19 protein-coding genes, 1 tRNA gene and 1 pseudogene are annotated in these 18,046 nt (G+C 65.0%); 10 read left to right on the forward strand and 11 right to left on the reverse strand.

The window, feature by feature from the left end:
- The first annotated feature begins 308 nt into the window (after nt 1-308).
- The 3 genes from ACFX4F_RS01685 to ACFX4F_RS01695 all read left to right on the forward strand — a co-directional run bounded on the left by ACFX4F_RS01685 (nt 309) and on the right by ACFX4F_RS01695 (nt 3,110).
- Nucleotides 309-947, forward strand: a complete 639-nt coding sequence (locus tag ACFX4F_RS01685; protein ID WP_380651578.1) for a hypothetical protein — start codon at nt 309-311, stop codon at nt 945-947.
- Nucleotides 944-2,419 carry an XVIPCD domain-containing protein gene (locus tag ACFX4F_RS01690; protein ID WP_380651581.1) on the forward strand — a complete coding sequence of 492 codons (1,476 nt, stop codon included), beginning with the start codon at nt 944-946 and terminating at the stop codon, nt 2,417-2,419. Before ACFX4F_RS01685 ends, ACFX4F_RS01690 begins: the two co-directional genes overlap by 4 nt.
- Nucleotides 2,420-2,639: 220 nt before the next feature.
- Nucleotides 2,640-3,110, forward strand: coding sequence for a hypothetical protein (locus ACFX4F_RS01695; protein WP_380651584.1), 471 nt, complete (start codon nt 2,640-2,642; stop codon nt 3,108-3,110).
- Between the two features lie 59 nt (nt 3,111-3,169).
- On the opposite strand, the gene ACFX4F_RS01700 is transcribed toward ACFX4F_RS01695, so the two are convergent.
- Nucleotides 3,170-3,259 (reverse strand) — tRNA-Ser (locus ACFX4F_RS01700).
- 88 nt (nt 3,260-3,347) lie between these two features.
- A complete protein-coding gene (locus tag ACFX4F_RS01705; RefSeq protein WP_025878750.1) occupies nt 3,348-4,340 on the reverse strand; it encodes a LysR family transcriptional regulator in 993 nt (330 codons plus the stop codon).
- Nucleotides 4,341-4,462: 122 nt separating this feature from the next.
- Between ACFX4F_RS01705 and ACFX4F_RS01710 the strand changes: the two genes are divergently transcribed.
- Nucleotides 4,463-5,050 carry an FMN-dependent NADH-azoreductase gene (locus tag ACFX4F_RS01710; RefSeq protein WP_033831454.1) on the forward strand — a complete coding sequence of 196 codons (588 nt, stop codon included), beginning with the start codon at nt 4,463-4,465 and terminating at the stop codon, nt 5,048-5,050.
- 135 nt (nt 5,051-5,185) lie between these two features.
- Nucleotides 5,186-5,536 (forward strand): ligand-binding protein SH3, encoded by a 351-nt coding sequence (locus ACFX4F_RS01715; RefSeq protein ID WP_380651589.1) that lies wholly within the window; start codon nt 5,186-5,188, stop codon nt 5,534-5,536.
- A 388-nt stretch (nt 5,537-5,924) separates the two neighbouring features.
- Here the strand turns inward: ACFX4F_RS01715 and ACFX4F_RS01720 are convergent.
- From ACFX4F_RS01720 to serS, 3 genes and pseudogenes are all read right to left on the reverse strand, one after another.
- A pseudogene (locus tag ACFX4F_RS01720) lies at nt 5,925-6,179 on the reverse strand (serine--tRNA ligase); the annotation flags it as partial.
- Nucleotides 6,180-6,198: 19 nt separating this feature from the next.
- Nucleotides 6,199-7,218, reverse strand: a complete 1,020-nt coding sequence (locus ACFX4F_RS01725; protein WP_380651592.1) for a formylglycine-generating enzyme family protein — start codon at nt 7,216-7,218, stop codon at nt 6,199-6,201.
- Between the two features lie 332 nt (nt 7,219-7,550).
- Entirely contained in the window at nt 7,551-8,831 is a 1,281-nt protein-coding gene (serS, locus tag ACFX4F_RS01730; RefSeq protein ID WP_380651594.1) for a serine--tRNA ligase, read from the reverse strand.
- A 113-nt stretch (nt 8,832-8,944) separates the two neighbouring features.
- Between serS and ACFX4F_RS01735 the strand changes: the two genes are divergently transcribed.
- Both ACFX4F_RS01735 and ACFX4F_RS01740 read left to right on the forward strand, forming a co-directional pair.
- Entirely contained in the window at nt 8,945-9,589 is a 645-nt protein-coding gene (locus ACFX4F_RS01735; RefSeq protein WP_025878754.1) for an energy transducer TonB, read from the forward strand.
- A 118-nt stretch (nt 9,590-9,707) separates the two neighbouring features.
- Nucleotides 9,708-10,274, forward strand: a complete 567-nt coding sequence (locus tag ACFX4F_RS01740; protein WP_380651596.1) for an energy transducer TonB — start codon at nt 9,708-9,710, stop codon at nt 10,272-10,274.
- 132 nt (nt 10,275-10,406) lie between these two features.
- Here ACFX4F_RS01740 and aroA read toward each other — a convergent pair whose 3' ends face one another.
- The 4 genes from aroA to ACFX4F_RS01760 form a co-directional block, all read right to left on the reverse strand.
- The gene (gene aroA, locus ACFX4F_RS01745) at nt 10,407-11,714 is read right to left on the reverse strand and encodes a 3-phosphoshikimate 1-carboxyvinyltransferase (RefSeq protein WP_380651599.1); all 1,308 of its coding nucleotides are present in this window, start codon (nt 11,712-11,714) and stop codon (nt 10,407-10,409) included.
- A gap of 74 nt (nt 11,715-11,788) precedes the next feature.
- Nucleotides 11,789-12,979 carry a prephenate dehydratase gene (gene pheA, locus ACFX4F_RS01750; RefSeq protein WP_025878757.1) on the reverse strand — a complete coding sequence of 397 codons (1,191 nt, stop codon included), beginning with the start codon at nt 12,977-12,979 and terminating at the stop codon, nt 11,789-11,791.
- A 51-nt stretch (nt 12,980-13,030) separates the two neighbouring features.
- Nucleotides 13,031-14,116, reverse strand: a complete 1,086-nt coding sequence (gene serC, locus ACFX4F_RS01755; protein ID WP_380651603.1) for a 3-phosphoserine/phosphohydroxythreonine transaminase — start codon at nt 14,114-14,116, stop codon at nt 13,031-13,033.
- Nucleotides 14,117-14,369: 253 nt separating this feature from the next.
- The gene (locus ACFX4F_RS01760; RefSeq protein ID WP_099820721.1) at nt 14,370-15,179 is read right to left on the reverse strand and encodes an FHA domain-containing protein; all 810 of its coding nucleotides are present in this window, start codon (nt 15,177-15,179) and stop codon (nt 14,370-14,372) included.
- A gap of 124 nt (nt 15,180-15,303) precedes the next feature.
- Between ACFX4F_RS01760 and ACFX4F_RS01765 the strand changes: the two genes are divergently transcribed.
- From ACFX4F_RS01765 to ACFX4F_RS01775, 3 genes are all read left to right on the forward strand, one after another.
- Nucleotides 15,304-15,579, forward strand: coding sequence for a polyhydroxyalkanoic acid system family protein (locus ACFX4F_RS01765; protein WP_025876985.1), 276 nt, complete (start codon nt 15,304-15,306; stop codon nt 15,577-15,579).
- An 81-nt stretch (nt 15,580-15,660) separates the two neighbouring features.
- A complete protein-coding gene (locus tag ACFX4F_RS01770; protein ID WP_099820722.1) occupies nt 15,661-16,152 on the forward strand; it encodes a phasin family protein in 492 nt (163 codons plus the stop codon).
- A 237-nt stretch (nt 16,153-16,389) separates the two neighbouring features.
- Nucleotides 16,390-17,412 carry a restriction endonuclease gene (locus tag ACFX4F_RS01775; RefSeq protein ID WP_380651608.1) on the forward strand — a complete coding sequence of 341 codons (1,023 nt, stop codon included), beginning with the start codon at nt 16,390-16,392 and terminating at the stop codon, nt 17,410-17,412.
- A 44-nt stretch (nt 17,413-17,456) separates the two neighbouring features.
- On the opposite strand, the gene ACFX4F_RS01780 is transcribed toward ACFX4F_RS01775, so the two are convergent.
- Nucleotides 17,457-17,849, reverse strand: coding sequence for a type II toxin-antitoxin system HicB family antitoxin (locus ACFX4F_RS01780; protein ID WP_099820724.1), 393 nt, complete (start codon nt 17,847-17,849; stop codon nt 17,457-17,459).
- Between the two features lie 9 nt (nt 17,850-17,858).
- Nucleotides 17,859-18,041: a type II toxin-antitoxin system HicA family toxin gene (locus ACFX4F_RS01785; RefSeq protein ID WP_089236063.1), complete on the reverse strand. Its 183-nt coding sequence runs from the start codon at nt 18,039-18,041 to the stop codon at nt 17,859-17,861.
- Between the last annotated feature and the right edge of the window lie 5 nt (nt 18,042-18,046).

Below are 18,046 nucleotides of genomic sequence, written 5' to 3' on the forward strand. Positions count from 1 at the left end.
CGATGCGGGTCGTATAGTCAGATGACGCAGAGCAATGGAGCGCCGGTGAACGTCACCTCGCAAGGCCCCGTATCACGGGACCGCAAGGATAGAGACTATGGGATCGTGCGTCCGACAAGGCGCACGCTGTCGCATTTGCCCCGAAATGCCAGACATGACACGGCCTCCCATGACCGAATTCAATGTCCAGCTGGTCAACGATCAGGACAGTCTTATCTGCTGTTTCACGCATCGACAACGATGCTCCGTAATAGCCCTGTACAGGCGCGCCCCCGCAGCACCTCCTCAATCAGCGACATGGACCGCTCATGCTGAAATTTCTTCCAGCCCTTCCACACGTGGCATTGATCGCGTTGATCACCATGGCCGTTCCGGGCTGCAACAAGGAACGCTCATACCCGCTCTACCGCGAGAATCCCGCACCCAAGGATGCGCTGCCGATTGTGATCCGGGTCCACGATGCGCCTGTGGAGATCCCAACTCCTAAGATCTTCGTCACGTACGAGATTGACCAACTTTGCCTCCCCCCGGTCAACAACTACGAGGGTGTGCAGTACGAACCTAACCAGCACAAGGTTGAGCTTCAAGCACAGCGCCTCAGTACTACTGATTTCAGCAGCGCCTTGTTTAAGGACGGAATGGAAGTCGCCAACTATTACGGTCGTGGCCCGTGCACATGGACGCCCGTTCTCGTGGAAGCTTCATTCGACTTCATCATCGATAATCGCTCAATCCAAGCAACCGCCTGGACCTCACTCACAAAGCTTGAAACCGAAAAATCCTCTACCACCTACGTAGAACGCGCATTACGCCCCATGACTTCAGGGCAATCGCCAGAGTGGACGCCTACCGAACCTTCGGTTTCGTACGAGAAGATGCCTCAAGCCAAACGAAAGGAATACTTTCCAATCGAAATCTCCACACGGACTGAAGGAGTGGCCCCATGACCCCTGGAGCAAGTGCAACCCTCTCAAATCATGTCTACAAGGACCCGCTCCCGGAACCCAAGGCCATCGTTACCATTGCCGGGACGGAATATCGTGTATTGGCCAGCCTAAACTCCGACACCGGCTACCAAGGGGTCGTCTACCAGAACCCAGAATCCAAAGAAGTAATCGTCGCCCATCGCGGCACCGAGTTTGACCGCCAGCCTTGGATTGACGGCGGCATCGATGCGGCGATGGTCACCGCCAAACTCAACGCACAACTCGGCGATGCCCTAGCGCTGACCAAGCAGGCCACCAAGCTGGCTGAAGAGAAGGGGTATGGTCCGGTGTACGTAACCGGCCACTCCCTGGGCGGTGCACTCGCACAGATCACTGCGCATCACTACAACCTCCCCGGCGACGCATTCAATCCTTACGGCGCCGCCGGGTTGGCCTATCGCCTTCCCGAAGGCCAGCCAGCCAATGCGGCCCCCTTCACCAACCATGTCATGGCAGGCGACCTGGTCAGCGCTGGCGGCCCGCACTACGGCAAGGTCGAGATGTACGCGCTCCCCAAGGAACTCGAGGTTCTTCGCAATGCCGAGCAGGGCCAACGCGTCGCGTCCCTCATAGCACCCGGATTGAGGAGCGGCCACGCCATCTCCGCTGCCGTGGCGGTCCAGCTGGGTGACTCCCATCGAATGGTTCATTTCCTTGACCGTATGACCGAAAAGGGGCCAGTGCAGTCCGTGTTGGATGACCCCAATGCCCGGGTTACAGATCCTGAAGACCTGCGCCGGATTGCCGACTACCGCAGTGACATCCATCAACTGCGCGCGGGAGTCACGGTGCTTGCAGGCGGTGGACCTGGCCTCCTGCGCGACGGGATCAATTACCTGCGTGGCACCGAGGATGCAGGCGCATACGCTCGCCGCGAGGCCGAAGCGGAGCAGCAGCCCCGCATTGCGCTCAAACCCGGTGAGCGAATGGCACAGGACGCAACTGACAAGGGCTCTCCCTCTCTCAGCAATCCCGGCTTCTTTCCCAAGAGCCCGTTGCAGCAAAGCATCGAATCCACCTTGGACAAGGCAGGCTTGGATCCCAGGAAGGAAGGCCATCCTGACCATTCGCTCTACCGGCAGATTCGCGACGGCGTATCCGCCGTGGATGCCAAGCACGGGCGCAGCTTCGATGAGACCAGCGAGCGGGTAACAGCCAGCTTGCTGGCAACGGCCAAGAGCAACGGCCTGGAGCGCGTGGATCATGTGGTACTGGGCAACCTGCCCAGCAACGAGTCTGGCCCGCGCATGTTCGTCGTGCAGGGCGAGCTCAACAACCCGGCACACCTGCGCGCATCGGTGGCGATCAGCGAGGCAATCAACACGCCCGTGGAGCATTCGCTTGCCAAGGTCGAGCAGGTTTCGCAGGCTCAGCAGGTCGCGCAGCAGGATCATGCCCAAGAGCAGACGCGAGCAGCGATGCGCATGGGCTGAACGCAGTCAATCAGAGGCGATGTGGATCGGTAGTCCACCTGCAGAATTCATCAGCGAAACGCCCATCTGATAGTCAAACTCAGAAGTACCTATGGCGACCTGCTGGCGAAAACCGACGTTCCTATAGAGCCATGGACGAGGGTACCTCGGCTTCCTGTAAAGTCGCGCCAACAGAGCGAACTTTCGCGCTGGGACAGGTCTTTTCTACAGGGAGGGAAGCATGTATCGCAGAACCGCCAAGATCATGATGCGTACCGCGATGTGTGCCGTTCCACTGCTGGCCACGAGCTGCGCCTTGCCTACCCGGCAGCCCGAGGTCACTGACGTAAGGCCAGTGCCCGCTGAGCGCGTATTCCCCCTTGCCGATCAGGGGCCCTCCACTGGCAATGTCGTAGTGACACGCGATATAGGTGCGATCAACGGGATGTGCGCCGTGGGCGTCATGGTTGACGAAAAGATGGCCGCCCATCTCAACACTGCTGAAACGGTGACGTTTGCCTTGAAGCCGGGTCGGCATCTGATGACCGCGACTGTGCTGGAGGCTACGGGCCTGTGCGCGCTGGGCGTGACCAAGGCTGCGATGGCCAGGCGACGCTCCACCGAGATCCTGGTGGATGTGGACACCACGCGGAAATATCGGCTTTCCTACCCGACGGTGGATTCTTCTCCGGTGATCGAGCCTGCGTTCTGACAACACTGCGCCGTTCCTGCACAAATGCAAACGCCCCTTTCGGGGCGTTTTTGCATTCTTGGCGGAGAGAGTGGGATTCGAACCCACGGAAGGTTTAACCCTTCGCCGGTTTTCAAGACCGGTGCCTTAAACCGCTCGGCCATCTCTCCGTATCGGCCCAGCCTGCTGGCCGGGCACGCATTCTCGCACGGCCGGGCGATTTGCCCAAGACCGTTGTTCCATCGTCGGAGGCAGGCCTCAGCCCGCGTCCACCGCCAACGCACCCAGCGCACTGGCCTTGATGCGCTCCTTGGCCTTTTCGCAGGCGCCGCCGCAATCCAGGCGCGAGGCCTCCAGTTGCGGCGGCAGGTGCTCGGCCAGGAAGTCGATGAACACCCGCACCGCCGGCAGCAGGCCGCGGCGCGAGGCGAACACGGCGTGGCACACACCCTGCGGCAGCGACCAGTCCGGCAGCACCACTTCCAGCTCGCCATTGCGCACGGCATCGGCGCAGACGGTTTCCGGCAGCATGGTGATGCCGAAGCCGTCCTTCACCATGCTCTGCAGCAGCGGGAAGTCGAAACCGGCCACGCGCGGCTGCAGGTCCACCCGGCGCACCGCGCCTTCCGGTCCGTGCAGCTCCCAGCGCTGGCGCGCCTCGTCCTCACTGATGCTGAGGGTGACGTGGTTTGCCAGTTCTTCCGGGTCCTTCGGGCGGCCGGCGCGGTCCAGGTACTTCGGGCTGGCCACCAGCAGTTCCTGCACCTGGCCGAAGCTGCGCATCACCAGGCTGCCGTCGTCGTCCAGACGCGAACGCACGCGCAGGGCCACGTCGTAGCCTTCGTTGATGATGTCCACGCGGCGGTTGCTGATGTTCAGCTGCAGCCGCACCTTCGGGTACTGCTCCAGGAACTTGGGCAGCAGTTTTGGCAGCTGCATCTGCGCCAGCGAGACCGGCACGCTGGCGCGCACCAGGCCACGCGGCTCGGCGCTGAGGCGGTCCACCACCTCGCGCGCGGCCTGCGCCTCGGCCAGCATGGTCTGGGCGTGGCGGTGCACGCTGGTGCCGACGTCGGTGACGGCAAAGCGGCGCGTGGAGCGCTGCAGCAGGCGCACGCCCAGGTCGGTTTCCAGCTGGCTGATGCGACGGCTCAGACGCGACTTGGGGATGCCCAGTGCGCGCTCGGCGGCGGCGAAACCGCCGTGGTCGACCACCATCGCGAAGTAGTACAGATCATTCAGGTCATGCATACCCGAGTTCCATTAGTAGAACAATACGTGGCATTCAACCACCTTTATCCCGCCCTTGCAACAACCTATTGTTCTCTCCGTCGGCGGCAAGCCCGCCACCTCTCCCGAACATAGGTACTGCCATGAAGCTTCTGCACATCGACGCCAGCGTGCTTGGCGACAACTCCGTCTCCCGCCACCTGACCGCCGCCGTGGTGGCCCAGTTCAAGCAACAGATCGACGGCCTGCAGGTTGATTATCGCGATCTTGACGCCAATCCGGTACCGCATCTGCGTAGTGGTTCGCTGGCCAAGACCGATCCGGCCGAGGCCGCCGATGCTGAACAGGTGCTCGAGCAGTTCCTGGCTGCCGACATCGTGGTGATCGGCGCGCCGATGTACAACTTCAGCGTGCCCTCCACCCTGAAGGCCTGGATCGACCGCGTGGCGGTGGCCGGGCGCACCTTCAAGTACACCGAGAACGGCCCGGTGGGCCTGGCCGGTGGCAAGCGGGTGATCGTGGTCAGCAGCCGTGGCGGCATCTACACCGACTCGCCGGCGGACTTCCAGGAGCCCTTCCTGCGCCAGACGTTCGCCTTCTGGGGCATCAACGACATCGAGTTCGTGCGTGCCGAGGGCATTGCCTATTCGCCGCAGCACCGCGAAGACGCGATTGCCGGTGCGCTGGCAGCGCTGCCGTCGCATGAGGCAGCGGAAGTGGCAGCGGCGTAACGCGTTCCATCGTTCGGCGCCTCTCTCCCTCGTCTGGGCGCTGAACGCGGGCCGGGATTCCCTCCCCCATCCCGGCCCACCCTACCCTGGCGGCCCTGCTCTTGCGGGGCCGTCTTTTTTTGCCACCATGGCGCGATGAACTACATCGTGACCACTGCGCACCGCAGCGAATTTCCGCACCCGATCACCCTGCGCCGTGGCCAGGCACTGGTGGTGGGCGAACGCTATGAAGGCTCCGAGGGCTGGGAAGACTGGTTCCTGTGCGAAGCCGAAGGGCAGCAGCCCGGATTCGTACCGGCGCCGGTAATCGGCCGCGACGCGCAGGGTGGCGCATTTGCCACGGAGGATTACTGCGCGCGGGAGCTGGATGTGGATCCCGGGCAGGTGCTGCGCGGGGAGCGCACGCTCAATGGCTGGGCGTGGTGCGTGCCGGAGACCGGCGAACCGGGATGGGTGCCGCTGGAGAAGCTGCGCGTAGTGGGTTGATGGATTGCGCTATCCACGCATGGCGTGGATCTACTGCAAAGCCTCAGGCCCCCAGCGCATGGATGCCGCACTGCCTCAGTAGATCCACGCCGTGGATGCCGCACCGCCTCAGTAGATCCACGCCATGCGTGGATGCCACACCGCCTCAGTAGATCCACGCCATGCGTGGATGCAGCACCGCGTCAGTAGATCCACGCCATGCGTGGATGTCGCACCGCCTCAGTAGATCCACACCATGCGTGGATGCCGCACTGCCTCAGTAGATCCACGCCATGCGTGGATGTCGCACCGCGTCAGTAGATCCACGCCATGCGTGGATGCAGTGCCATGCAAGCATGGCACCCACCAAAGCCAAAGCGGCGCCATGCAAGCATGGCATCTACCGGGTTCAGCCGATGGTTTCGATACCGCCCATGTACGGGCGCAGGGCTTCAGGCACGGTGATGCTGCCGTCGGCGTTCTGATAGTTCTCCATCACCGCGATCATCGCGCGACCCACGGCAACGCCCGAACCGTTCAGGGTGTGCGCCAGTTCCGGCTTGCCGGTGGCCGGGTTGCGCCAGCGCGCCTGCATGCGGCGGGCCTGGAAGTCACCGCAGTTGGAGCACGACGAGATCCCCGGGTAGGTGTCCTGCGAGGGCAGCAACAGTGCAGAAACGGCGTTACAAGACTGGCGCCGGGAGGTTGACCACACAGCGCGCGGTGATCTCAGTGCGATGGAAGCGGCCCTCACGGCTGTACCCCTCTGGCTCACGCGCGCTGCGCGCCGTTGCCAGTGCCCCACCCCACTGATGATTCGGCTGCTCGGATCCGCGCTGCACCTTCATGCCATTCCCAAAGTAGCTTTTGGTTACGGGCCCATCCGGCCCCTGCGGATCCTGCAGAGGCGAGTACTGGTAGTAGTCCTTGTCGTACCAATCCTTCACCCACTCCAGCCCGTTGTCGGTCATGGCATACAGGCCCAACGGATTGGGAGGAAACTTATCAACCGGAAGCGGCGGCTTGCGTGCGACCCCGCCGCTAGGCCACCCCATAAGCTGCGCAAAATCTCTTCGGTCCCCCGATGTCGATACATTTATCCCTCGCGGACCGCCGTCCCATTCATAAGACGTGTACGGAGCATTGGTACCCCTGAGCGTTCCGTCATTCGTTGCAGCATAGACAAAGTCACCGCGGCTGCGTGCTGCGTATTCCCATTGCGCTTCCGTGGGGAGCGCGAAAGGCAGCTTGGAGACTTCAGCCAACCACTTGCAGTACTGTTCCGCCTCATGCCAGTCCATCGTTGCCGGCAGGTTTGGAACGGAACTGATGGCTACTCTAAAATCATCTGGATACCCATTCTCATGCGTAGTGCGCAGCTTCTTGCCGTTATTCTTGAGATATATCTGGTATTCCCGGTTTGTCACCTTGAACTTGGCAATGGAATAGCTGCTTAACCTTACCGTGTGCATGGGCGAGGCGTCATCATCGCTGCCGTGGAAAGGTTTCTCTACTGCGTGGATGGGCAGGTAGGCACCCATCAGAAATTCCCCCCCTTCGACAAAGATCATGTTCTTCTTGATCAGCCCGATGCTGATCCGTGTGTCTTCGTCCAACTCCGCAGTTGCACCAGATGAAGTCGAGGCTCCGCCGCTCCGGCATCCCGCTAGAATCGGGGTCAGGCCGAGCAGAATCACCAACATTAGCTTGGGCACGGTGGCTGTTTCCTGTTCATGAATTCAATTCCGACGGCCACTGCAGGCATCCGCGCTGAACCTGGCCAGACATCATCGGCCGGCAGGCGTCGGGGAGTTGGCGTTCAGCATGGCGCAGGCTTCGTCCCCCGACCATGCAACATGTACGAAATTTGCTCAGATCAGAATACGCAGGCCGATGCGGCCGGGGCGCTGGCAGCCACGTATGACGTGGTTTGCCGCGAGGATGCCGGGGGAACGGGGCGTCAGGTTCCGGCAGGCCATGACGCAAACAGAAAACCCGCCTTTCGGCGGGTTTTTTCATGCGTCACGGCGCTTGATCAGCCGATGACCTCTAGCCCACCCATGTACGGGCGCAGGGCTTCAGGCACGGTGATGCTGCCGTCGGCGTTCTGATAGTTCTCCATCACTGCGATCATCGCGCGGCCGACGGCCACGCCCGAGCCATTCAGCGTATGTGCCAGCTCCGGCTTGCCGGTGGCCGGGTTGCGCCAGCGGGCCTGCATGCGGCGGGCCTGGAAGTCGCCACAGTTCGAGCACGAGGAAATCTCGCGGTAGGTCTCCTGCGACGGCAGCCAGACTTCCAGGTCGTAGGTCTTGATGGCCGAGAAGCCCATGTCGCCGGTGCACAGCAGCACCTTGCGGTACGGCAGCCCCAGCTTTTCCAGCACCACTTCGGCACAGCGGGTCATGCGCTGGTGCTCGGCGTCGCTGTCTTCCGGGCGGCAGATCGAGACCAGCTCGACCTTCTCGAACTGGTGCTGGCGGATCATGCCGCGCACGTCGCGGCCACCGCTGCCGGCTTCGGAACGGAAGCACAGCGAGTGGGCGGTCATGCGCAGCGGCAGGCGCTCGGCGTCGAGGATCTCGTCGCGGGCGATGTTGGTCAGCGAAATTTCCGAGGTCGAGATCAGGTAACGCTTCTGCTCACCCAGCTGGGTGATGAACATGTCCTCTTCGAACTTGGGCAGCTGGCCGGTGCCGTACAGGCTGTCGGCGTTGACGATCACCGGCACGTTGGTTTCCTGGTACGCGTGCTCGCCGCTGTGCAGGTCGAGCATGAACTGGGCCAGGGCACGGTGCAGGCGCGCGATCGGGCCACGCAGCACGGTGAAGCGCGAGCCGGACAGCTTGGCCGCGGTCTCGCCGTCCAGCCACTTGTTGCGCGCGCCCAGTTCGACGTGGTCGAGCACCTTGAAATCGAACTGGCGCGGGGTGCCCCAGCGCGACTGCTCGACGTTCTCGCTCTCGTCGGCGCCGGCCGGCACGTCATCGGCGGGAATGTTCGGGATGCCCATCGAGATCGTGTCGATCTTCTCGCGCAGCTCGTCCAGGGCCACTTCCGAGGCCTTCAGCTCATCGGCGAAGGCGGCCACCTCGGCCATGATGGCCGAAACGTCCTCACCCTTGGCCTTGGCCTGGCCGATGGCCTTGGAGCGGCTGTTGCGCAGGCTCTGCAGCTCCTGGGTACGCACCTGGATGCGCTTGCGATCCGCCTCCAGTGACTCCAGGGCAGACACGTCGAGCTCGAAGCCGCGGCTGGTGCGCAGGCGTTCGGCGAGGTCGGCGGGCTGGTGGCGGAGCAGGGCTGGATCAAGCATGGCAGGCGTCGTGGTGGGTAACAGGAACGGGATTATCGCCTGTTATACGGAATTCTGCCGCCCGGTTCATTCCGGCCGTGGCAGAATCGAGGCATTCCGTACTGGTCTGGTCCATGTCTGCTCCCCGTCCGTCGCCTGCCAAGTCGTTCACCGTGCATATCCCGCGCAACGCCCTGAAGATCGCCGGCATCGCCTTCGGCGTGGGCATCCTGCTGTTCGTGCTGGTCTGGCTGACCGGTCGCGACAAGGAGTTCTTCCGCGCCGACCCGGCCGCGCAGACGCCGCAGGAAACCGCCCAGGTGGAACCGTTGCCCGAGCCGCTGGCCGCGGCCGCAGGTTCCAGCGACATGCCCGACGCCAAGCCGGCCCCGGTGCCGGACGAAGAAGATGCGCCGAAGCTGGTGGAGACCGCCCCGCCCCCGCCGCCGGCCACGGTTGAGCCAGCCCCGGCCGCGCCGGGCACTGCGGCGCCGGCAACCGCCAATGCGCAGCCGATGCCGATTGCCGGCCAGTCGCCGCCGCCGGCCTACCCGGCCGCCGCCCTGCGACGCGGTGAAGCGGGCAGCGTGGTGGTGCGCGTGGAGGTGGACGCCACCGGATACCCGAACAACGTGACGGTGATCCAGCGCAGCGGTTCGCGCGAACTGGACCGTGCGGCAACGGACGCGGTGCGTCGCTGGCGCTTCAGCCCGGCAGTGAGCAATGGCCAGCCGGTGCCCGGCAGCATTGAAGTGCCGTTCGATTTCAAGCCGCAGTAACTGAACGCTTCCCCGCAGAAAAGCTGAACCTTGCAGGTCGCGTTGACGCAATGCTGACACGGTGCGACGCCCCCTCGGGCAACACTCTGGGCGTCGTTACTGACGCGAGGAGTTTGCGATGACTGCCACCACCCACGAAAACCTTCATTCCCCGCAACTGCAGCAGGATGGCGCGCTTGCGCCCCGCTCGGCCTCTCCTTGGTTGTGGCTGGCCCTGATCGTGGCGATGTTCGCCGCCGCGCTGGTGTGGCTGCGCTTTGCCAACCATGACGAGGTTGCGCCAGCGCCGGTAAGCGAGCGCATGCTGCCGGCCACCGAAACGCCGGTTGCCACCATGCCTGCCCCCGCTACTCGCCAGGCCGCGCCCGCGCAGAGCGAGCGCAAGGCGGCCCCGGCCGTACGCAACCGTGAGGCGCGTCCGCTGGCCAGCAACAGCAAGCCCAGCTATCCGGCCGCCGCGCTGCGTAGTGGCGTGCAGGGCAGCGTGGTTGCCAGCTTGAACGTGGATACCCGCGGCAACGTGACCGAAGCAGCGATCGTGTCGCGCAGCGGTGAACGCAGCCGCGACCTGGACCGTGCCGTGCTGAACACCGTGCAGGGCTGGAAGTTCGAGCCGGCCGTGCAGCAGGGCCGTGCCGTGGCCAGCGTGGTGCGTGTACCGGTGGATTTCCGTACCGAGCGTTGATCGTCGGTAGCATCTGAAATGAAAACGGAGGCTTCGGCCTCCGTTTTTTTGTGCGCAGAGGCGTGCCAACCAAGGTTGGCACCTACCAGGCCATGTGATCCGCCAGGCCACGCCCGGCGGATGCGGTGCCGATCAGGCCAGATTGAAGCCGGCGCTGCGGGCCAGGCCGTCGAAGTCCGGGAAGGACGTCGCGACGTTGGCGATGTCGTTGATGCGCACTTCGCCATGGCTGATCTGGCCGGCAATGGCGAAGGCCATGGCGATCCGATGATCGCCGTGGCTTTCAATGGTGCCACTGCCCAGCGCTACGCCGCCGTGCAGGGTGGCGCCATCTTCGGTTTCGTCCACCTGCATGCCCAGCGCGCGCAGGCCGGTCGCCATGGCCGCCAGACGATCGGATTCCTTCACCCGCAGTTCGGCAGCGCCGGTCACCACGGTCTGCCCTTCAGCGGCGGCGGCGGCCACGAACAGGGCCGGGAATTCGTCGATCATGTCCGGCACCAGTTCCTCCGGAATGCGCGCGCCCTTCAGCGGCGCGTAGCGCACCACCAGATCGGCCACCGGCTCGCCGCCCTGCTCTGCCGGGTTCTCTTCGGTGATGTCCGCGCCCATCAGGCGCAGCGCGTGCAGCAGGCCGGTACGGCGCGGATTGAGGCCGACCTGCTTCAAACGCAGCTCGGAACCGGGAATGATGCTGGCCGCGACCAGGAAGAACGCGGCCGAGGAGAAGTCGGCCGGCACCACGATGTCGGTCGCGCGCAGGCGCTGGCCGCCACGCAGGCGCGCCTTGCCCGGCGAGAACGCGATGTCCACGCCGAACGCGGACAACATGCGCTCGGTGTAGTCGCGGGTCGGGTGCGGTTCTGTCACGCTGGTCTCGCCATGCGCGTACAGGCCGGCCAGCAGCACGGCGGACTTGATCTGCGCACTCGCCACCGGCGAGGCAAAGTCGATGCCGTGCAGTGTCTGCCCGCCATGCACGTGCAGCGGTGGCGTGCCATCTGCCTCGGTGTCGATCTTCGCACCCATCTGCGACAGCGGACCGGTGACGCGGCGCATCGGACGGCCGGACAGCGATTCGTCGCCGACCAGCGTGCTGTCGAATGCCTGACCGGCCAGCAGGCCGGCGAGCAGACGCATGCCGGTGCCGGCGTTGCCGCAGTCCAGCGGTGCGCTGGGTGCCTGCAGGCCGTCGATGCCGACGCCATGCACGATGCGCTGCGACGCGCTGGGGGTTTCGATGCGCACGCCCAGCTGGCTGAAGATGCGCGCGGTAGCGCGGGTGTCTTCGCCTTCCAGGAAGCCTTCGATATGCGAGGTGCCGTCGGCCAGCGCGGCGAACATCACCGAGCGGTGCGAGACCGACTTGTCGCCGGGAATGGTCAGGCTGCCCTGCAGGGGCTGGCCCTTGCGGGCGATCCAGTGCTGCGCGTTGCTCATCGTTGAATGGTTCCGTAAACGCCGGGTCGCCGGCGGTGCATCAGGGGCGGCGGCCGTAGCCGCCGCAGCAGGGATCAGGGCACGGCCACCGGATAGGAGCCAAGCACCTTGATCTGCGCCGAGTGCGCTTCCAGTTCGGCCAATGCGGCCTGCATCGGCGCGTCGTCGATATGGCCAGCCAGATCGATGAAGAAGCCGTATTCCCACTTGCCGTGGTGCGAGGGACGCGACTCGATGCGGTTCATGCTGATGCCATGGCGCGCGAACGGGCTGAGCACATCGAACAGCGCGCCAGGCTTGTCATGGATGAACACCAGTACCGAAGTACGGTCGTGGCCGGAGGTCGGGAAGATGTTGCGGCCCACCACCAGGAAACGGGTGGTGTTGTCGGCGTCGTTCTGGATCGGCTTGGTGACGACCTTCTTCAGGCCGTACACGTGGCCTGCGCTCTCGCCGCCAATGGCTGCAGCGTCGTCGGCATTGCGCGCACGGCGCGCGCCTTCGGCATTGCTGGCCACCGGGATCTTCTCGGCCTTGGGCAGGTTGGCGCGCATCCATGCCGAGGTCTGCATGAACGACTGCGGATGGCCGTAGACGCGTTCGATGTCTTCGATGCGGCCACTGCGCGACATCAGGTACTGCTGCACGCGCAGTTCCACTTCGCCGCAGATCTTCAGGTTGGAGGTGAGGAACATGTCCAGGGTGATCTGGATGGTGCCCTGCCCCGAGTTTTCCACCGGCACCACGCCGAAATCGGCGTTGCCCGCTTCCACTTCCTGGAACACTTCTTCGATGCTGGCCATCGGCAGGCCCAGCGCCGAGCGGCCGAAGTGCTTGAGTACGGCCTGCTGGCTGAAGGTGCCTTCCGGGCCGAGGTAGCCGATCTTCAACGGCTCCTGCTGGGCCAGGCAGGCCGACATGATTTCGCGGTAGACATGCACCAGCAGTTCATCGCTGAGCGGGCCTTCGTTGCGGTCCACCACCATGCGCAGCACCTGCGCTTCGCGTTCGGGGCGGTAGTAATCGACGGCGGCGGCGAGCTTGCCCTTGGCCTTGCCGACCTGGTGGGCGAACTGCGCGCGCTCGGCGATCAGGCTCTGGATGTCACGGTCGATCTGGTCGATCTTCGAACGCACATCGGCCAGCGCCAGTGGCGCCAGCGTCGGCACCGCGGTTGCCTTCGACTTGCCCTTGGGCTTGGAGGTGGCGCTGTCCTTGGCCGGCTCGGCCTTCTTCGACGCCTTCTTGCTGGGTTTGCTTGCCATCGGAATTCCTTGTTGCGGGGCGCGCACCCGACGATGCGCGCCGTTCATTGCTCAGCCGTGACGCTGCTGGAAATCGGCCATGAAGGCGACCAGCGCCTCGGCCCCGGCCAGCGGCATGGCGTTGTAGAGCGACGCACGGATGCCACCGACCACTTTGTGGCCCTTCAGCGCCAGCAGGCCGGCGGCCTTGGCTTCGGCGACGAAGCGGGCATCGAGGTCGGTGTTGGGCAGAAAGAACGGGATGTTCATCCGCGAGCGCGCCGAATGCGCGACCTCGTTGCGATAGAAGCCGCCGGAGGCATCGATGGCGCCGTACACCAGCGCGGCCTTGGCGGCGTTGCGCTTGGCGAACTCGACCACGCCGCCTTCGGCCAGCATCCACTTGAACACCAGGCCGGCCAGATACCAGTTCCAGGTGGGCGGCGTGTTGAGCATGGAATCGCGGGCGACGTGCGAGCGGTAATCGAAGATGTCCGCACGCGGCTGGCCACTGCGCTCCAGCAGGTCGCGTCGGATGATCATCACCGCGATGCCGACCGGACCCAGGTTCTTCTGCGCACCGGCATAGATGACGCCGTAGCGGCGTACATCCAGCGGCTCGCTGGCGATGGACGAGCTGAAATCGGCCACCAGCGGCACGTTGCCGGTCTCGGGCACATCACGGAACTCGACGCCGTGGATGGTCTCGTTGGCGGTGATGTGCACGTAGGCAGCATCGGGCGACAGCTGCCAGCCGGCGCGCTCGGGCAGCTGGCGATAGCCTTCGGCCTCGCTGCTGGCGGCGATGTTGACGTCCACGTATGGACTGGCCTGCTTGACTGCGGTCTTGCCCCAGTGGCCGGTGACCACGTAGTCGGCACGCTGGCCGGGGCTGGCGAAGTTGAGCGGGATCAAGGCCTGCTGGGTGGTGGCGCCACCGGGCAGGAACAGCACCGCATAGTCCTCGGGGATGTCGAGTAGGCGACGCAGGTCGGCCTCGGCCTCGGCCGCCACGGACATGAATTCCGGTCCGCGATGGCTCATTTCCACGATGGAGGCACCGCTACCGTGCCAGTCCAGCATTTCCGCCTGCGCCTGGCGCAGGACCGATTCCGGCAACGTTGCAGGGCCGGCACTGAAGTTGAACGCGCGCGTCATGGCACACCTGTGGGGCAAGACCCCTAGTATGCCGCACTGCACCAGCCTTGCGGCCTTGTGGCGCAAGGGAAATTTGGTTGCATCCGTATCCATTGGCCGCGCGCGGTGCGGGGCCGTGCATGGTCTTGGTAGCCGCCAATCTTGGTTGGCGTACGCCGGCAGGCGTCATGGGTGCGGAGGGAACGTGCCAACCAAGGTTGGCATCCACCAGAGCGAAGGCCGGTAGCGCCGGGCGATGCCCGGCGGATGCGGTTCAGCGCGCGCCGAACCAGAGCAGCAGGCTGAGCACCGCCGCCAGCAGCAACGCACTGCCCAGCAGCCACGGCCAGCGGCGCACCCGACGCGGGGCCGCAGGCACCACGGGCGCCTGTTCGGCTTCGTCGCTGCCTTCGTCATCGGCCAGCGGCGGGCGCCGGCGCGGGTCGTGCGGCACTTCCAGCACGAACCGGTGCTGGCCATCGAACACGACCTGGTCGCCAGCCTGCAGCCAGCAGTGGCGCACGGCTACGCCGTTGACCCGGGTGCCATCGGCACTGCCCAGGTCACGCAGCAATACCCGCTCGCCGTGCACTTCCACCCGCGCGTGCTGTTCGGCGAAGGCAGGCTCATCGATCTCGATGTCGACATCGCTGCCACGACCGATCACCCGCGTGCGCGACAGGGGGTAGCTGCGGCCGTGATGCAGGCCACCGACACCGCGCAGCAGGCGCTGCTCGTCACCGTTGCCTTCAATGCTGGAGGCCGGCGCCGGTGCCTGCAGCAGGGTGTCGACCTCGCCCTGCAGGACCATTTCCACGCCGTCCACGTATACCGCGTCGCCGGCGCGCAGCAGGGCCATGCGCCGTACCGGACGGCCGTTCACATGGATGCCGCGGATACCGTTGCCGACCTGCAGCCAGAGGCCGCGATCGTCCATGCAGAACTGCGCGAGCAGCAGTGCGCCGTTGCCGGCATCACCGAGGCGCACGCTGCCGTTTGCCTGGCGCACGATGCGCTGCACCCCGGGCCGTAGCGGCTGGTCGGGCTGTTGTTGTTGACTGAAGTGAACTAGCAGGTTCTGCACGCGGCGCAGACTAGCAGGTTGGCCGCCAACGAAGAAGAACCTGCGATGAGCGCTTGGCGTGGGCGCTGTCGATGCGCACAATGCTCGCCCTCTCACTGATCCCCGCCCTGCGCCAGGAGCCCGCATGTCCACCATCGATGTCCGCCACGCCCATACCCTGCCCGACACCCAGGCGCGCGAGGCGATCGAACAGGTTGCCGCCAAGCTGGGCGAACGCTTCGGCCTGAAGTCGTCGTGGGCCGCCGACGTGTTGAACTTCTCCGGCAGCGGCGTGGACGGTGCGATCGAACTACAGCCGGGCGCGGTGCGGGTGACGGCCAAGCTGGGCTTCCTGCTGTCGGCGATGAAGGGCATGGTCGAAAGCGAGATCCAGCGTGTGTTGAAGGAAAAGCTGGGCTGAACCTGCGCTGCGGCCATCACGGCCCAGCAACGTCGGCGCGCGCTACTCTCGGGGGTAGGCCCAACTCCCCCGGGGAATGCGATGAACCGTTACGAGAATGACGACCGCCGCGACGACGATGCCGGCTTCGGCGACCAGGCAGAACGCTTTTCGCGCAAGCTGAGCGATTCGGCACAGCAGGTCTGGCTGGCTGGTCTGGGCGCCCTGGGGCGCGCGCAGGCAGAAGGGGGCCGTTTCTTCGATGGCCTGGTGAAGGAAGGCGAAGCCTGGGAAGCCCGCCGCCGTGAGCGTAGCGGCGAGCAGGAACCGGGCTGGCGTGACAACGTCGAGCACTCGCTGGACGAAGCCCGCGAGAAGGCCTCTGGAACCTGGGACAAGGTCAACAAGGCGTTCGATGACCAGGTGCAGGGCGTGCTCAAGCGTCTGCACGTGCCGACCGCCGATCAGGTGACCGCGCTGGAAGCACGCATCGACGCGCTGACCGCGCGCCTGGCCAAGCTGGAACACCGCGCCTCCGCCGACGTCGATGCCCCCTCACCGGGCAGCCACCAGTCACCGGGCAGCACGCCCTGAACCGCCTTTGTTGCAACGCAATAAATTTTCATTGACAATCGCGTAGAACCCGCCAATCGCTTCGGCTGCCGTTTGTTCCCTCCCCTCACGGCTTCAGGGTTGGCGGGTTTTTCGTGTCTGGCGCGTGCGGATCTGCGGGCTGCATCACGCTTGCTGTCGGGGTCACCCTGACGCAATCAACCGGTCGGCCCTTTACACTGTGGGCTTCCGTTTTCGCCCCTTCCGTCGTCGCCCTGCATGCTTCCCTGGATTCTGGCCCTGCTGTCGGCCCTGCTTACCTGCACCCTGGCCACCGTCTATCTCTGGTGGTTCAAGCGCCGACGTACCGAAATGCAACTGGGCCTGCAGGCCCTGGCTGGCATGCACTGGCGCGAGTTTTCCACCCTGATCAAGCGCATGCTGCGCGAGCAGCGCGGCCTGCGTGAACTGCAGGACCCGAGCGAGGAAAGCCGCGAGCCGAGCAGCGATTTCCTGCTCAGCGACGGCCCGAACACCTGGCGGGTGTCGTGCAAGCACGGTCTGGCCTATCGCATCGGCACCGCTGCGGTGAACGAACTGGGCGCTGCCGCGCGACTGGCGGGCGCCAAGGGCGGCATGCTGATCACCGAAGGCCGGGTTGAACGCGATGGCCTGGGCGCTGCGGAGAAGCAGGCGGTGGAAGTAATCGATGGTCCGCGCCTGTGGCCGCTGCTGCAGCCCTACCTGCCGGCCGATGTTGACACCCGCGTGCGCGCGATCGCCCGCCATGAAGCGCTGCGCCGCATCGCCATCGCTGCGCTGGCTTCAGTGACGCTGGGCCTGCTGGTCGGGCTTGGCCTGCAGGGCCTGCGCACCGAACAGGCGGATCCGACTCCCGCACCCGCCGTCGCGCCTGTCGCGCCCCCGGCCGCACAGCCGCTGCCGACGCCCGCCGCGCCGGACAAGGTTGCGGATGCACCTGCCCAGTCGACTGCAGCTGCCGCGCCGGCACCGCAGAACGCCGATGACGCGCGCAGCAATCCCAACCCGGACGCTGCCACGCTGGACCGCTACCAGGCTGAGCTGGCCCGCGCCCTGGCGGGGCAATCCGGCATCGCCAGCGGTGTCTGGCTGACCCGGCAGACGCTGGCGATCAACCGCACCGGCGAACTGGAAACAGTGTGGCCTCGCGTGTGCCAGGAAGTGCTGCGCTACCCCGCCCTGCGCAACGTGCGCGTGCAGATCAACGCCCGCCCCGGCGTGGATGAGCCGGTGCGCTGGCGGCAGTGCGCGACGTATTGATGGGCTGAGGGGTATGGGGCCGGGCTTGTTCGGCCACCGCGTCGTCAGCCCTGTGCCGCCAGGTGCGCGATGTAACTTGAGCGCGACTCGCCGGCCGCCTTGGCCTGCGCATCCAGGCGCGCAAGGATGCGGCGCGGCAGGCTGATATTGACCCGCTCGATGGTGTCATCCAGCACGGAAGGATCGATGCAGATGTAAGCGAGGATCCACGCGGTTGCTTCATCGGCCTCGGCAACCACCTTCTGCGCCGACGAAGGGCGCGGAATCGGGCGGCCTGCATCCAGCGCGGCATCGATCCATCCCAGTGCCGCCTCCTCAGCAGACGTCAACGCAGCGTCGAGCGTGTCGGCAGCCGAGAAGCAGCCGGGCAGATCCGGAACGATCACGCTCCACGCGGTACGTTCATCGCCGGCCTCGATCAAGACTGGATATCGCATGAGGGCTTCCTACGTCAGTCCCGCAAGCTTCCGCAATGCCTGTACCAACCCTTTTCCCAGATCCTTTTTGGGATGCGGAACGGTGATGATGTGAGGCCGGTGCGGATGCACGAACACATGATGGGATCCGCGGATCCGGCGACAGGACCAGCCCGCCGCTTCCAGCTCCCGGATAAGGTCCCCGCTCTTCATGCAGG

It is taken from the genome of Stenotrophomonas sp. YIM B13575, from assembly GCF_042787595.1.
GTDB classification, from domain to species: Bacteria; Pseudomonadota; Gammaproteobacteria; order Xanthomonadales; family Xanthomonadaceae; genus Stenotrophomonas; species Stenotrophomonas lactitubi_B.